The sequence below is a fragment of the Sphingomonas ginkgonis genome, from assembly GCF_003970925.1.
GTDB classification, from domain to species: domain Bacteria; phylum Pseudomonadota; class Alphaproteobacteria; order Sphingomonadales; family Sphingomonadaceae; genus Sphingomicrobium; species Sphingomicrobium ginkgonis.
Genome location: NZ_RWJF01000001.1, coordinates 748,742 through 764,620, shown reverse-complemented (window position 1 = coordinate 764,620; position 15,879 = coordinate 748,742). Strand labels below are relative to the sequence as shown.

3 protein-coding genes and 1 tRNA gene are annotated in these 15,879 nt (G+C 70.5%); 3 read left to right on the top strand and 1 reads right to left on the bottom strand.

The window, feature by feature from the left end; translation table 11 throughout:
- Positions 1 to 4 precede the first annotated feature (4 nt).
- On the bottom strand, positions 5 to 10,543 hold the full coding sequence (locus HMF7854_RS03725; RefSeq protein ID WP_126717871.1) for a DUF5801 repeats-in-toxin domain-containing protein: 10,539 nt from the start codon (positions 10,541 to 10,543) through the stop codon (positions 5 to 7).
- A 580-nt stretch (positions 10,544 to 11,123) separates the two neighbouring features.
- On the opposite strand from HMF7854_RS03725, the gene HMF7854_RS03720 reads away from it, so the two are divergent.
- From HMF7854_RS03720 to HMF7854_RS03710, 3 genes are all read left to right on the top strand, one after another.
- The gene (locus HMF7854_RS03720; protein ID WP_185829142.1) at positions 11,124 to 12,716 is read left to right on the top strand and encodes a tetratricopeptide repeat-containing sulfotransferase family protein; all 1,593 of its coding nucleotides are present in this window, start codon (positions 11,124 to 11,126) and stop codon (positions 12,714 to 12,716) included.
- Between the two features lie 102 nt (positions 12,717 to 12,818).
- Positions 12,819 to 15,407, top strand: a complete 2,589-nt coding sequence (locus HMF7854_RS03715) for a TonB-dependent receptor (RefSeq protein WP_126717870.1) — start codon at positions 12,819 to 12,821, stop codon at positions 15,405 to 15,407.
- Positions 15,408 to 15,755: 348 nt separating this feature from the next.
- A tRNA-Ser gene (locus HMF7854_RS03710) sits at positions 15,756 to 15,848 on the top strand.
- The last annotated feature ends 31 nt before the right edge of the window (positions 15,849 to 15,879 follow it).

The window sequence follows — 15,879 nt, the reverse complement described above, 5'->3', positions numbered from 1 at the left end:
TTCCTCAGGCCGCGTGAGCGGCCGGCTGAATCGCGTCCTGATGAAGCCCCGCAGCTTCCATGATGCTGGGCAGATGCGTCGACAATCCGGCGAAATGGCCCGCGTCCCACCCCGGAACAGCGGCCGCCGCCGGGCTTGCCAGCGCCGCCAGCGCCGGATTTGCGCCCGCATCATGGTTAGCGCCGACCGCCTGGAGCATCGCGTCGATGCTCGGCGCGCCGCCGCCTCCGTGCAGCGCGTCGACGATGACCTTGCCGACCACCATGGTCGTCTTGCCCTCGGCGCCCAGCCCGGCGAGCGCCTGGAGCGACTCGGCCGAGATCATCGGCAGCTGCGCGGCGGCGAGGACGATCGGGCTGCCGTGCACCGCCGGCATCGCGCTGCCCGCGTCGAGCGCGCTCGGCGACGCCGCCGGCTCGGCATGGGCTGAGACCGCGTCGGCAACCCCTTCAGGCTCCGCCCCGCCCCGCCCATGGCTGGCCGATGCCACTGGCTCCGGCTTGTCCGCCGCCGGGGCATGGCTCTCGTTCGACAGCATTGCGCGGACCGTCGTGGCCGGCTCCGGCGCCGGCGCAACGGGGGTCGCCGACGCGAGCGCCGCGACCGCGTGGGCGGTGTCCGGCGCATGGCCGGGCGCCGCCGTGGCCGCCGGAAGCTGCGCCATTGCCGCCGCCGCAACCGCGGCGATGACGGTGGTGCCGGCCGTGTTCGCCGCCGCCGCCTTGTCGAGCTGCGCCAGTTCGCGCGAGCCGGTCAGGAAGGCCGCGTCGGCCAGCGCGAAGCTGGCGCCGTTGCGGACGAAGCTGCCCGTCCCCGCCACCTCGACCTCGCCGTTGGCGGCGACATAGCTGATCCCGTCGCTGACCAGCGAGACGCTGCTGATCCCGAGCGCGGCGAGCGAATGATATTCGCCAGCGTCGACCCGGCCGTCGAGGTTGGCGTCCTGCCACACCCCGAAGCGGGCGAAGTCGGCGTCCGCCGCGTCGAGCGTCGGGCCATACTGCGCCGCGAGCGCCTGGAGGTCGCTCAGCCCGTCATGGGCGAAGGCGAACTCCGCGGCGCCGTCGACCGTGCCGTTGCCGTTCGCGTCGCGGACCAGGATGCCGTCCTCTGGCGCCGCCCAGGCGGTCGCCACCGGGTGCCCGTCGCCAGCATAGTCGTAGGTCACGCCTGCGGCCCGCGAGACGAAGTGGACCCCGTCGCCGCCGAGGTCGAGCACGACCGGCGCCACCGGCGCGGACGGCGTGTTACCGTTGGCGATGTTCATCGTGAACGCGCCGCTGACCGGGTCGCCGTCGGCATCTTTCAAGGTGAGCGAAAAATCGAAGCTCTTGTTGAGCGACGTGCTGGTCACGCCGACCGAGACGAGGTCGACCTTGCCCGGTGCGGTGCCGCTGGTGAACATCTCGATGTCGGCGATGAACTTGCCGGCGGCCGCGGTGAAGGTCCAGTTGGGCCCGCTGCCGATCAGGTTGGCCGACGGCACGGTTCCCGAAACGAAGCTGCCGTCGGTGTAGTGAACGACATATTTGATGTCGTCGCCGCCCGAATAGTTGACGAAGTCGAACACCGCATAGGTGATCGGCGGCAGGGTGACCCCGGCAGGCGGCGTGAACACCCCGCCCTGCGTGTCGAGCGCTCCCGACCCGAAGTCCCAGTTGAAGAACTCGGCGGTGCCCTCGAAATTATTGTTGGCGACGCCCCAGCCCGCGGTCGAGCCATTGACGCTGCTCAACGTCAGCCCGCTTGCGACTCCGGTCGACATCCAGCTCGCCTCGTTAAATCCGGCCCCGGCGAGATAGCCGCTGACCACGCTCAAGTTGGCGCTGCCGCCGTCGGTCAGCGTCTGCGACTGGGTCGGCCCCGCCCCGAACGAGGAGGAGCCGCCGATCGGCACGTCGGTCACCGTCGGGTCGAGCGGCGCCAGCAGGTCGAACACATATTGCCCGCTGCTGCCCGCGGCCGGGTTGACCGTCAGCGTGAACACCGCCGTGTCGCCCGCGGAGACGGTGCCACTGTTGTCGACGTCGGAATAGCCGGTGAGCACCCCGCCCGCGAAGCTGCTCACGATCGCGTGGCCGCCCGAGGTCGCGCCATGCGTGTCGACGCTGATCGCGGTCACCACCGCGGGCGCATCCGAGCCCGCAGCGAAGTGGAGCGTGCCGACCGACACCGCCGAGGCGGGGTTGTTGTTGGCGGTCCCGTTCTGGATGGTGCCGAGCGTCGGGCCGTCGTCGAGGAAGACGATCCGGCTGCCGAGGTCGACCGCCGCGGTGGCGGTGTCGCCGTCGCCATCGGTCGCGGTCACCACCACGTTCAGCAGCCCGGCGAGGATCGCCGCGCTCGCCTCGTTGACCGACCCAGTGTTGCCATGCTCGATTGCCTGGAACTGGGTCAGCGTCACCGCCCCGGTCGCGGCGTTGATGGCGACGGTGAAGACGGTGTTGCCCGAGGTCACTCCGCCCGCGGTCGCCGAGGTCGAGCCGACCACGGTCCCGCCCATCGAATAAAGGAAGATGGGCTGGTTGGCGGCCGACTGGAGCAGGCCCGAGTTCACGCCGTTGCTGCTCAGGGCCAGCGCGTAGCCGAGGCTCTGGCCGTCGGCGCTGACATGGCCCTGGGTAACCGTGAACAGGCTCGCCGCCGCCATGGTGACGGTGCCGAGGTTGCCGCCCGCGACATCGACCTCGCCGCCCGCCGCGGCGACCCCGTCGGTCTCGTCGATCACGATCTGGGTGCCGGTCAGGGTCGCGCTGATCGCCGGGCCGTCGTCGGCGAAGTGGAGGTTGCTGCCGATCGCGACCGTCTGCGACTGGGTGGCGGTGTCGCCGTCCTTGTCGGTGATGCTCGCCGCGCCGGTCAGCGTGATCAGCCCGTCGGCGAGCGACACTTCCTGCGCCGCATAGCCGCTAGTCGCGCCGGGGAGCGGGTGGTCGACCTGGCTGTACTGGGTGAGCGTCACCATGCCGGTCGAGCCGACGCCGACGTCGAACACCGTGTTGGCCGCGGTCACCGCGCCGATCGTCGCCGCGGTCGAGCCGACGACCTTGCCGCCGATCTCGAACAGGTTGATCGCCGCGCCGCCCTGGGTAAGCCCGCTCGCCAGCGCCGTCGCGTGGAGCGTGAAGCCGAGCGTCGGTGCCGCGGCGGTGCCGTCCGCGCCCGCCGAGAAGGCGAGGTGGAAGATACCGCCGAAGTTGGCGCTGCTCGATGCCGTGTCACTCGCCGCGCCGATCGTCGCCGCGTCGTGGGTGGTCAGCACCACCCCAGTGTCGACGTCGGCGGTGACCACCACGGTCGGCGTGTCGTCGTTGACGTTGATTATCAGAGTGCCGTTCGCCGAGTCCGAGTCCTGGTCGGTCGCGGTATAGCCGATGGTGAAGCTGACATTGTTCTCGGTGCCGCCGGCCGGATGGCTGATCGGCGCGTTCTGAGTCACCGTGTAGCCGCCGGTCGTGGCGTTGACGGTGACGGTGATCACCGTAACCCCGCCCTGCTGGATCAGCAGCGAGCCGCCCGGACCCGCGACATAGGCGAAGCCGGCGGGCGCGCCGCTCAGCGAGAGCGCCCAGCTGAGCGGCCCGTCGCCGCCCGACGCCGCCAACGTGCCCGTCAGGTTGGCGGCGTCCGGGTTGACGTCGCCGGTCCCGCCCGGGTTGCCGCCGGCGAGCGCGTCGTCGTCGAGCTGGACCGCCGCGTTCGCCGCAGTCACCGGAGCCGCGTCGCCGACGTGGATGGTCAGAGTCGCGCTCGACACGTCGCCGTCGCCGTCGGTCAGCGTATAGTGAAACACGTCGTCCACGCCGCCCGGCGTGCCGGGGTTGCGGGTGTAGGCGTAGCTCCCGTCGGCCTTCATCGTCAGCGTGCCGTAGAGGCCCGCGACCGAGAGGTTGCCGCTTGCATCGAAGCTGGTGTCGGCCGCGCCGGTGCCGGTCAGCGAACTGACCGCCGCGCCGTCCGCGCCGCGGGTGTCGGTGCCCGCGCCGCCGGTGCCCTCGAGGGTGCCGGTTCCGGTGATCACGTTACCCGCTTCCGGTCCGTAGCTGCCGGCCGCCAGCGCGTCGGTGTCGCCGCGCGCGGTCGGCACGTCGTCGACCACCGACACCGCGATGCTGCCGTTGGAGACGTTGCCGAGCGCGTCGGCCACCGCATAGCTGAAGCTGAAGCTCGCCTCGACGTTCGCCCCGTCGGCCGCCGTCCCGCTGTGCAGCGGGCTGGTCAGCGTGAAGGTCCAGTGGCCGTTCACGTCGAGGTCGAAGACGTAGTTGGCGGTGACGATGTGCTGCGCGACGTAGCCGCCCGGCGCCGCGAAGGCGTTGGCGAGCGTGCCGCTCACCGTCTCGCCGGTCGAGCCCGGGTTGGAGCCGGTCGCGGTCCCCACCGCGAGATCCGCCCCGTCCTTGGCGAAGTCGAGCGCCGCCTCGAACACCGTCCCCGACTGGTTCTGCGCCGGGTTGCTGACATCGTTGATGGTGATGTCGAGGGTGGTGGTGGAGCGATCGCCGTCGCGGTCCTCGATCGTGTAGACGAAATGGTCGACCTGGGTGCCGCTGACCGCGTTGGGGTTGGACTGGTAGCTGTAGTGGCCGTCGGCGTAGATGGTGAGCGTGCCGTAGAGACCCGCGATCGCCGTCCCGCCGCCGCTGACCGCGGTGACGCTGCCGCCCGCCGCGGTGCCGGCGAGGACCACCGCGCCCGCCGCCCGGTAGCCGTCCGCCCCCGACGCGTCGTTGACCAGAACGCCGGTCGCCGCCGTGGTGGCGACGGTCCCGCCCTCGCTGACGCTGTTGCTGTCGGCGGCTCCCTGCGGCGCATCGTCGCGGAACTGCAGGTAGAGCGAGACGTCGAGCGTCGCCGAGGCATGGTCGCCGTCGAAGTCGGTCGCCGTCGCGGTCACCCCGAGCGAGCCGTTCACCAGGCGAGTCACATCGTTGCCGTTGGTCGGATCGGAATGCGCGATGCTGAGATACTGCTCGAGGCTGACCAGCCCGGTCGCCGGGTCGATCGCGATGGCGAAGGCCGCGGTGCTGGTCCCCTGGACCACGCCCGCCACCACGCCGTTGGCGAGCAGCTGGAGCAGGATCGGGGTTCCCTCGCTGGTGGTAAGCCCGGAGGCCCCGTCATTGAGGATGGTGAAGCCATATACGAGGCTGCCGCTGGCCGCCGGGCCGTCCGCCCCGAAGTCGGGGAAGGCGGCAACGAACGGGACGCTGCCGGTCGCGTGGCCGATCGCCCCGCTGCCCGCCACGTCGGGATCGTTGCCCGCGGTGATCTCGCCGCTCAGCGCGATCGCCTGCGCCGTGCTGGGGCCGCTCTCGTCGGCGACGATCCCCTGCTGGAGAAAATAGCCGGCGGTGATGCTCGGGCCGGCATCGGCGAAGTGGAGGTTGTTCGCGATGTCGATCGTCTTGCTTCCAGTCGCCTGGTCGCCGTCGCCGTCGGTCACCGTCGCGGTGCCGGTCAGGGTGATCGCATGATCGTTGAGGATCGCCGCGATCTGGCTGTCGAACGAGCCCGTCGCGCCCGGGAGCGAATGGTCGATCTGGCTGTATTGGGTGAGCGTCACCACGCCCGCGCCGCTGACCGCGACGCTGAACACCACCGACGGGTCGCCGGCGCCGGCCGGCGCGGTCCCGGCGGTCGAGCCGAGCACCACCCCGTTGACGAGGTAGAGGTTGATCGCCGCGCCATGGCTGGTGAGGCCCGAGGCGCCGGTGGTGACGCCGAGCGCGAAGCTCCACGCCGGGCCCGCCGCGCCGTCCGCGCCGCCCGTGCTGGTTGCCCCGAACAAGCCGCCGAAGCTGGCGCTGCTCGACACGCTGTCGCTCGCCGCGCCGATCGTCAGCGCGTCGTGGGTGGTGAGGGTGACGCCCGCGTCGGCGCCGGCGGTGACGCTGACCGCCGGTCCGTCGTCGCGGAAGGTGACGAGCTGGCCGATCCCGGCCGCGCCGCTGGCGATGTCACCGTCGCCGTCCTTGATCGTGATGGTCGCGTCGACCAGCCCGGCGAGGCTCAGCGCGTCGTTCGGGTCGCTGGTCTCCGAATGCTCGAGCGCGACGTTCTGGACGACCGTGATCGACCCGTCGGCGTTGATCGCCAGGGTGAAGGCGACGCTGGCGCCGTTGTAAGTGCCGGCGATGTGGGTCGCGTCGACCTGCACCAGCGTGATCGCGAAGTCGCCGACCGCGGTCTTGAGCCCGGTCGCCTCGCTGCCGAGCCCGTTGGCGAGCGCGACGCCATAGGCGACCGCGCCGCTCGCCGCCGGGCCGTCGGCTCCGAACAGCTGGGTGGCGGTGATGACGGCGCCCGCGCTGGTCGCGCTGATCGCGGTCATCCCGCCCGCCGCGCCGGCCACCGCGCCTGCGGTCTCGTCGAGCGTCACACCATTGGCGGCGGTGACGTTGGTGACCTGCGGCACGTCGTCGACGATGGTGACGTCGATCGAGCCGGTCGCCGAGTTCCCGTTGGCGTCGAACACCGTGTAGCTGAAGTGCTGGACCGGGATCTGCGGGTTCGCCCCGTCGTTCGCCTGCGGCCCGAGCACCGGGCTGGTCAGGGTGAAGGTCCAGTGCCCCGCCGCGTCGATGCTGAACACGCCGTAGGGGGTGGTCTGGGTGAAGGCGGCATAATGGTCGGCCGCCGGGTTCAACAGCGTGCCGCCGACCGTCTCCCCGGTCGAGCCGGGGTTCGACCCGGTGACCGTCCCGGCGGCGAGGTCGCTGCCGTCCTTCAGGAGGTCGAGCGCCGCCTCGAACACCGTGCCCCGCGCGGCCGGCGCGGGCAGGTCGACCGGGTCGACGGTGATGTCGAGGGTGGCGGTCGACGGATCCCCGTCGCCGTCCCGCATCGTGTAGGTGAAATGGTCGACCACGGTCGCGCTGACCGAGTTGGGGTTCGACTGGTAGGCATAGTGGCCGTCGGCGAAGATGGTCAGCGTGCCGTACTGGCCCGCGATAACCGTGCCACCGGAACCGCCGACGCTGATGGCGCTGCCGCCCCCCGCCGCCGCGGAGACCACCGCGCCGCCCGCCTTCAGCCCGTCGGCGCCCGCCGTGTCGTTGGCGAGCACGCCGGTCAGCACCGTGGTGCTGACGCTCCCGCCCTCGCTGACGCTGTTGACGTCGGCGGCCGCGCGCGGACCGTCGTCGTGGAAGACCAGCGCGCCGCTCAGGTCCACGCTGGTCGCGACGCTGTCGCCGTCGCCGTCGGTAATCGTCGCCGTGACGCCGATCGTCCCAACCAGCGGGCTGACCGCGTCGTCCGAGTCGGCCGCGTCGGGGTGGCTCAGCGCGCGGATCTGGTCGAGCGTGACGTCGCCGCTGTCGGAGTCAAGCGAGACGGTGAAGGCGAGCACGCCACCGGCCGAATTGCCGACATGGCCCTCGACCCCGCCGCCGTTAACGAACAGGAAGATGTGCTGTCCGGTCGCAACATCGACGAGGCCGCTGTCCGAGCCGTTGGTAGCGACCAGCGAATAATGGATCGAGCCCGCGCCGTCGGCGCCGTAAAATCCATCGAACAGAAAGGCCACATTGCCATGCGCGTCGGTCGCAAGGCTGGTCTCGTCGACCATCAGAGTCTCGGGAAGGGCATCGGTCCGTGCGAACGACGGACCGTCGTCGAGGAACAGCAGCGCCGAGCCGATGTCGTGGCTGGCCGTTGCGCTGTCGCCGTCGCGGTCGGTGATGGTCGCGGTGATCTGGATCAGCTCCGCCGCCGGGCTTACCGCGTCGTTCGGATCGCCCGCGTTCGGGTGCGCCAGGGCGCGCGACTGGTTTAGCGTCGCAATCCCTGTCGCCGGGTCGAGGCTGAGGGTGAAGGCGACCGCCGGCTCTCCCTCGAACGATCCGCCGACCAGGCCGACCACGGCTCCGTCGAGGTTGAACAGGAAGATATGCTCGCCGGTCGCGACGTCGATGAGACCGCTGTCGCTGCCGTCGACGACATGGAGGCCGTAGACGGTGGGCCCGGCGCCGTCCGCCCCGAAATTGGCGGCGAACAGGTTGGCGAAGCTGGCGCTGGCGTCGGCGCCGAGCGTGCTTTCGTCGACCGCCAGCGCGGGCGGCGTCGCATCGCTTCCGACGATCGACGGGCCGTCGTCGTGGAAGACGAGGCTTGAACCGATGTTGAGCGAGAGGCTGGCGGCGTCGCCGTCCTTGTCGGTGACCGTCGCGACCAGCGCGATGCTGCCCGCCGCCGGGCTGACCGCGTCGTCCGGGTTGGTCGCGTCGGGGTGGCTCAGCGCCCGCACCTGGTCGAGCGTGACCGTGCCGGTGGCGGCGTTGACGCTGACGGTGAAGGCGATCGCCCCGGCGGCCGATCCGACATGGCCCTCGACCACGCCATTGTTGCTGGTGAGGACGATCTTCTGCCCGGTGGCGACGTCGATCAGCCCGCTGTCGGCGCCGGCAACGACGCTCAGCGCGTAGCTGGTGCTGCCCGCCCCGTCGGCGCCGAGGTGCGGCACGAACAGCGCGGCGAAGCCGGCGCTGGCGTTGGCGGCGAGGTTGGTCTCGTCGACGCTGAGCACCGGCGCCGCAAGGTCGGCGCGGCCGATCGTCGGCGTGTCGTCGTTGACGTTGATCGTCAGCGCGCCGGTCGCTGCGTCGCCGTCCTTGTCGGTCGCCGAATAGCCGATGGTGAAGCTGGCATTGTTCTCGTCCCCGCCCGCGGCGTGGAGGATCGGCGCGTTCTGGGTGACGCTGTAGGCGCCGGTCGCGGCGTTCAGCGTGACCGTCAGGACGGTGGTGCCGTTCTGCTGCACGAGCAGCGCGCCGTTCGCGCCGGCGACGTAGGTGAAGCCGGCCGGGGCGCCGCCCAGCGTCAGCGCATAGGCAAGCGGGCCGTCGCCGCCCGAGGCGGCCAGCGTGCCGCTCAGGTTGGCGCTGTCGGGGCTGACGTCGCCGACGCCGCCCGGGTTGCCCCCGGCGAGCGCGTCGTCGTCGAGCTGGACCGGCGCGTTCGGGCCGGCGAGCGGCCTGGCGTCGCCGATGTTGATGGTCAGCGTCGCGCTCGACGTGTCGCCGTCGCCGTCGGTCAGCGTGTAGGTGAAGCTGTCGCTGACCCCGCCGGCGGTGCCGGGATTGCGGGCATAGCTGTAGCTGCCGTCGGCCTTGATCGTCAGCACGCCATGCTGGCCGTTGACGACGAGGTTGCCGGCGGCGTCGAAGCTGCTGTCGCTCGAGCCGGCGAAGCCGGTGACCGCGGTCAGCGCGGCGCCGTCGGCCCCAAGCGTGTCCGCGCCCGCGCCGCCGGCGCCGCCGGCGGTCCCCGCGCCGATGATGACGTTGCCGGTCTCCGGGCCGTAGCTGCCCGCGGCGAGGCTATCGACGTCGGCGCGCGCGGTCGGCACGTCGTCGACGATGCTCACGGTAAGGTGCGCGGTGGCACTGTCGCCGTCGCGGTCAGTGACGACGACGGTGAACACGTCCTTGGTCGCGTCGCCGGCGCTATTGTCGGCCAGCGTGTAGCTGTAGCCGACGGTGCCCGCGCCGATGCTGGTGACGGTCATGTCGCCGTACTGGCCGTGGAGGACCTGCCCGACCGCGGTGATCGCGACCCCGTTGACGGTCAGCGTCGCCGGCGCGTCGCCGGAATCGAACACGATGGTGCCGCTGGTCGTCTCGCTGTTCGCCGCGGCGTTGGAGCCCGCGGGCTCGGCCTTGCCGCCGATCGTCCGCGCCGGCAGCCCGGCCTCGTTGACGGTGGCGGTCGCCTCGACGGCGCCGGCCGGCTGGTCGGGCGTGTCGATCACCACGCTCGGCTCGCGGTCGATGAACTGGCCGACGTCGCGGAACTCGGGCGGCGTGTAGGTGAGCTCGGTCGGCGGCAGCAGGTCGCCGAGCGGGACGCCCGGGTCGAGCGGCGGCACCGGCACCTCGAAATTGCCGCCCGACGACTGCGGCGTGCCCGACGCGGGCTTCGGCTCCTGGTCGATCAGCAGCGCGGCAAGGTTGGTCGAGGGCACCTCGACGTCGTCGATCACCAGCTGCGGGACGAACACCGCGCCGTTCGGGATGATCATCTGCGTGCCGTCGGGCAGGTCGATGACGAGGTCCGCGCCATGGACGTGGACGTCGTTGAGAGTCACGCCCGCGGGCAGCACGACGACGCCGTTCGGCCCCGGCACGACTTGCCGGGCGTCGGCCCGGACGACCTCCGGCTCGCGGCCGAGGTTGATCGTCAGCGTCGCCTTGTCGGTCGCCCCGCCGGCATCGGCCAGCGTGTAGATGAAGCGGTCGGCGACCCCGTCCGGAGCGCCGCGGTTGGGCGTGTAGCTGTACTGGCCGTTGGGCGCGATCGCGAGCGCCCCGTAGGCACCAGCGACGTGGAGCCGGCCGCCGGCGAGATCGCCGTTCTCGCCGCCCGCGCCCTGGACCATGACGATGTGACCGCCCGGGCCGACCAGGTCGGCGCCCGCCGCGCCCGAGACGGTGCCCGCGCCGGTGATCGCGTTGCCGGTCGCCAGCGTGTGGCTGCGCGCCGGGATCGCATCGACATCGTCGTGGGCAACCGGAGCCTTGCTGGCGTCTTCGTAAGTCATGTCCCAACCCTTCGCTTGGCAGCCCCGGTCCCCACCGGCGCTGCCCCTGTCCCAAGCGATCCCAGACTCGCGGCTCCGTTTAACGGAAAAACTTAACGGCCCCCGCCGGATTCGGCTTAACGCTGATTAAACAAGCACAGGGCTCCGCCGCTTGGCAAGACGGCGGCCCGAACCGCTTCGCGCGTTAACTCTTCTCTCCGCGGATCAGCAAAGGATAGAATGGTTAACACCGTCTAGGTGTGATTGGTGCGCTTCTCGCCTCTAGCAGATTTCGGATGGTCGCCACTCAGCCGTTACTGACTGATCCAAAGCTATTGGCAAGATTTACTCGCGAAGATCTTCGCGAATTTCGAGCCTCTTTGAAGCTAAAAACGCCAAAAGTTAAATTGCATAAAGTTTAAGTTCGGAACCGTATCGGTTTGGCCAGCCGGTTCGATTGGCGAAAACTTGACCGGCCGCCCCACGGAATATTTGTCCGACCGGGTCTCGGAACGGGACAAAACCGCCGATTCCGACGTTACGACCCGCGCGACTCGGAAGCGCTTGGCGACGGCCGGCTGCCCGGCCTATCGTCGCGGGCGTGGACCCGACGCCGACCGCGACCCTGGCCTGGCCGCCGCGCCTCCTCGAGGCCGCGCTTGCGCTCAATGCCAACCGGCTCGAGCGCGCCGAGCCGCTGCTCCGCGCCCAGCTGAGGGAGGACCCGTTCGACGTCGCGGCGATGCGGATGCTGGCCGAGCTGGCGGCGCGGATCGGGCGGCTGGCGGATGCCGAGACCCTGCTCCGCCGGGCGCTCGAGCTTGCCCCCGCCTTCACCGCCGCGCGCGCCAACCTCGCGCTGGTGCTCGGCCGCAGCGGCCGCCCGGCCGAGGCGCTCGCGCTGCTCGACGGGGTGTTCGCCGCCGAGCCGGAGGACCTCGGCCACTTCAACCTCAAGGCCGCGACGCTCGGCCGGCTCGGCGACTTCGAGCAGGCGATCGCGCTCTACGAGCGGGTGCTCGAGCAGGCGCCCGACCAGCCGCGGGTGTGGCTGAGCTACGGGCACATGCTGAAGACGGTCGGCCGGCTCGCCGACGGTGTCGCCGCCTACCGCCGCGCGATCCGGCTCCAGCCGGCGCTGGGGGAGGCGTGGTGGAGCCTCGCCAACCTCAAGACGATCCGCTTCGACGAGGCCGACATCGCCGCGATGCGGGCCGCGCTGGCGGAACGGGACCTGCGCGAGGAGGACCGGTTTCACCTCGACTTCGCGCTCGGCAAGGCGTTCCACGACCGCGGCGAGCATGAACCCGCCTTCGCCCATTACGAGGCCGCCAACGCGCTGCGCCGCCGCTCGCTGCCCTACCGCCCGGAGGAGACCGCGCGGCTGGTCGACCGCAGCATCGCCGCCTTCACCGCGGCCGCCTTCGCCGAACGGGCGGGGGGCTGCGAGGCGCCCGACCCGATCTTCGTCGTCGGCATGCCGCGCGCCGGCTCGACCCTCGTCGAGCAGATCCTCGCCAGCCACAGCCAGGTCGAGGGGACCAGCGAGCTGCCCGACCTGCCCGCTGTCGCGCGCGAGCGGCGCGGCTATCCCGAGAGCGCGCTCGCCCTCTCCGCCGCCGAGCGCCGCGCCGCCGGTGCCGACTATCTCCGGCGCGCCGCGGTCCAGCGCAGGACCGCCCGCCCCTTCTTCATCGACAAGCTGCCCAACAACTGGCTGTTCGTTCCCTTCATCGCGCTGGTCCTGCCCAACGCCAAGATCATCGACGCCCGCCGCCACCCGCTCGGCTGCTGCGTCAGCAACTACCGCCAGCATTTCGCGCGCGGCCAGGCGTTCAGCTACGACCTCGCCGGCATGGGGCGCTATTATGCCGAATATGTGCGGCTGATGGCGCATGTCGACGCGGTCCTGCCGGGGCGGGTGCACCGGGTCATCTACGAGCGAATGGTCGACGACACCGAGGCCGAGGTCCGCGCCCTGCTCGCCCATTGCGGGCTGCCGTTCGAGGACGCCTGCCTCGCCTTCCACCGCACCGAGCGCGCGGTCCGCACGCCGAGCTCGGAGCAGGTCCGCCAGCCGATCTATCGCCAGGCCACCGATGAGTGGCGCCACTACGACGCGCATCTCGGGTCGCTGCGGGCGGCGCTCGGCCCGGTGCTCGACTCCTATCCCGACGCACCGCTGCAACGCTGACGCGCAAAAGTTTCACCTTCGCTGTCGTGACGCGAGCGGTTCGATTGACAAAGCGGGCCGTTTGGCGCGCAATCTCCCGCGGGAAACAAGTTGGGGCTCATCATGACCGATCGTCCGTTTCGTGCGCTCGCGTTCAGCCTGTTGGCGTCCACCGCACTCGCCACCCCGGCGGTCGCGCAGTCCGGTCCGAACGACACGCCGCCGCCGCCCGCGGCGCAGGTGCGGCAGGACGGGCAGGTCCCCGACCAGACGGAGATCGTGGTCACCGCGCAGAAGCGCGAGGAGAATATCCAGAACGTGCCGGTGTCGATCCAGGCGATCGGCACCCGCCGGCTCGACCAGCTCAACATCTCCAACTTCGAGCAGTACACCCGCCAGCTCCCGTCGGTTTCGTTCCAGACCGCGCAGCCGGGAGTCACCGTCGTCTACATGCGCGGCGTCGCCTCGGGCGGCGACGGCAACCACTCGGGCCCGCTCCCCTCGGTCGGCACCTATCTCGACGAGCAGCCGGTCACGACGATCGGCGGAACGCTCGACGTCCACATCTACGACATCGCCCGGATCGAGAGCCTCGCCGGGCCGCAGGGCACGCTCTACGGCGCCTCGTCCGAGGCGGGCACCATCCGAATCATCACCAACAAGCCCGAGCTCAACCGCTTCTCCGGCCGCCTCGACCTTGAGGGCAATGCGGTCGCGCACGGCGGGCTCGGCGGCAAGGCCGAGGGGATGGTCAACGTCCCCCTCGCCAAGATGGCGGCGCTGCGGCTGGTCGGCTTCTACGAGCGTGACGCCGGCTTCATCGACAATGTGCTGGGCCAGCGCCAATATTGCGGCACCGCCACTGCCGACGGCTGCCTGCTCGACGGGATCAGCTTCAACAACGCCGGGCTGGTGCGCAAGAACATCAACAAGCAGGAGGTCTATGGCGGGCGCGCCGCGCTCAAGATCGACCTCGACGACAACTGGACGGTCACCCCGACCATCCTCCACCAGACGCTTCACGCCGACGGCAACTTCAGCTTCGACCCGAAGCTCGGCGACCTCAAGGTCGACCGCTTCTTCGACGAGTATCGCAAGGACCGGTTCACCCAGGCCGCGCTCACCATTCAGGGCAAGCTCGCCAATTTCGACGTGACCTATGCCGGCGCCTATCTCGACCGCAAGGACGAGAGCTTCTCCGACTACACCGACTACAGCGACGCCTACGACCAGCTCTATTCGGCCGCTGGCGGGCTCGCCAACTACTTCTACTTTCAGGACGCCGCGGGCGACACGATCGACCCGCGCCAGACCATCCTCGGCACCGACCATTTCAGGAAGATGAGCCAGGAGTTCCGGATCGCCTCGCCGGTCGACAACCCGTTCCGGGTCATCGCCGGGGCCTTCTACCAGCGCCAGTCCAACGACATCTTCCAGAACTACATGGTCAGGAACCTCGCGCCCGACCTGTCGGTCAACGGCATGCCGGGGACGCTGTGGCTGACCAAGCAGAAGCGGGTCGACAAGGATTATGCGCTGTTCGGCGAGGCCAGCCTCGACGTGGTGCCGACGGTGACCCTGACCGCGGGCGGGCGGCTGTTCCGCTACGACAATTCGCTGTTCGGCTTCTTCGGCTTTGGCCGCAACCCGGCCTATTTCCAGGGCGCCGACGACAATCCCCCGCCCAACGCCGCCGGCAGCAGCCGGACCGGGGTCGCCGGCTGCTACACCACCAGTGGCGACACGCTGCGGGACTCGCAGCTTAACGGCACCGACACCAGTCTGCTGCTCGCCAACGTCATCGCCGGCACGCCCTGCACCAACCTCGCCGACTTTGTCGACGGCCGGCTCGTCCCCAAGCGCGCCAAGGGGCACGGCTTCACCCACCGCCTCAACGCGCAGTGGAAGCCGCACCAGGGGCTGATGTTCTACGCCACCTGGTCGCGCGGCTTCCGCCCGGGCGGGATCAATCGCCGCGCCACCATCGCCCCTTACGACCCCGACTATCTCAACAACTGGGAACTGGGGTGGAAGGCGACCCTGCTCGGCGGGCGGCTGCGCTGGAACGGCGCGGTCTATCACCAGATCTGGCGCAAGTTCCAGTACGCCTTCCTCGGCGCCAACAGCTTCACCGAGATCCACAACGGCTCCGACGCCCGGATCAACGGGGTCGAGACCGACCTCAACTATGTCTTCGGCGGGCTCAGCCTGTCGGGCTCGGCCGCCTACACCGACGCCAAGACCCGGCAGAACATCTGCTCGATCGACGGCGACAATGCGTTGTGCAACGGGCTCGCGGCCGACTTCATCGCCGCCCCCAAGGGCACCCGCCTGCCGGTCACTCCCAAGGTCAAGGCGACCGCCACCGCGCGCTACGCCTGGAACGTCGGGCCGGCCGCCAAGGCGCACGTCCAGGGCTCGGTGTCCTACAAGAGCTCGGCCGCGGCGAACCTGCGGACCGCGATCCAGCTCGTCGGAACGGGCGAGATCGTCGATCCAAACAGCTACATGGGCCGGATCCGCGCCGCGACCGTGTTCGACGCCTTCGCTGGGGTCGACTGGGACCGGCTCTCGCTCGAGGGCTTCGTCACCAACCTGTTCGACAAGCGCGAGGAGCTGAGCCGCACGGTCGCCTGCTCGAGCTGCGAGCGGGTGCTCGTCGTCCCCGGCCGCCCCCGCACCATCGGCATCCGCGCCGGGATCAAGTTCTGACGGCGGGACGCCGGCTTGGAGGAGCGGCCGGCTGGGGAGCGGCGGCGCGGCGACACGGATGCGCGGCGGCACGGAGGCGCGGAGATGCGGCAGCGCGGAGGAGTTGCGGCACGGGAGGGAGCGAGCAGGCCAGCTTGCGCCCGCCCCAAGCCCGATCGTCCTCTCTCGCGTGAGGAATGACCACCGGCCGTGCAACCCGAACGGCGCGAAATCACCCCCGCTCGTGCAGCCCCGACGACGCGAAGTGCCCTCCGGATGCGCAACCCCGACAGCCCGAGCCCCAGCCACCGCGCGCCGACGGTTGACCCCGGCGCCGCCGCTCCGCTACAGGCCGGCCAGCCGCAAGCCGGAGACGTGGGTGAGTGGCTGAAACCAGCGGTTTGCTAAACCGCCGTACGGGGGATTCCCGTACCGAGGGTTCGAATCCCTCCGTCTCCGCCATCAAGTTTTAGCCGGCATCTCCACCGACCGA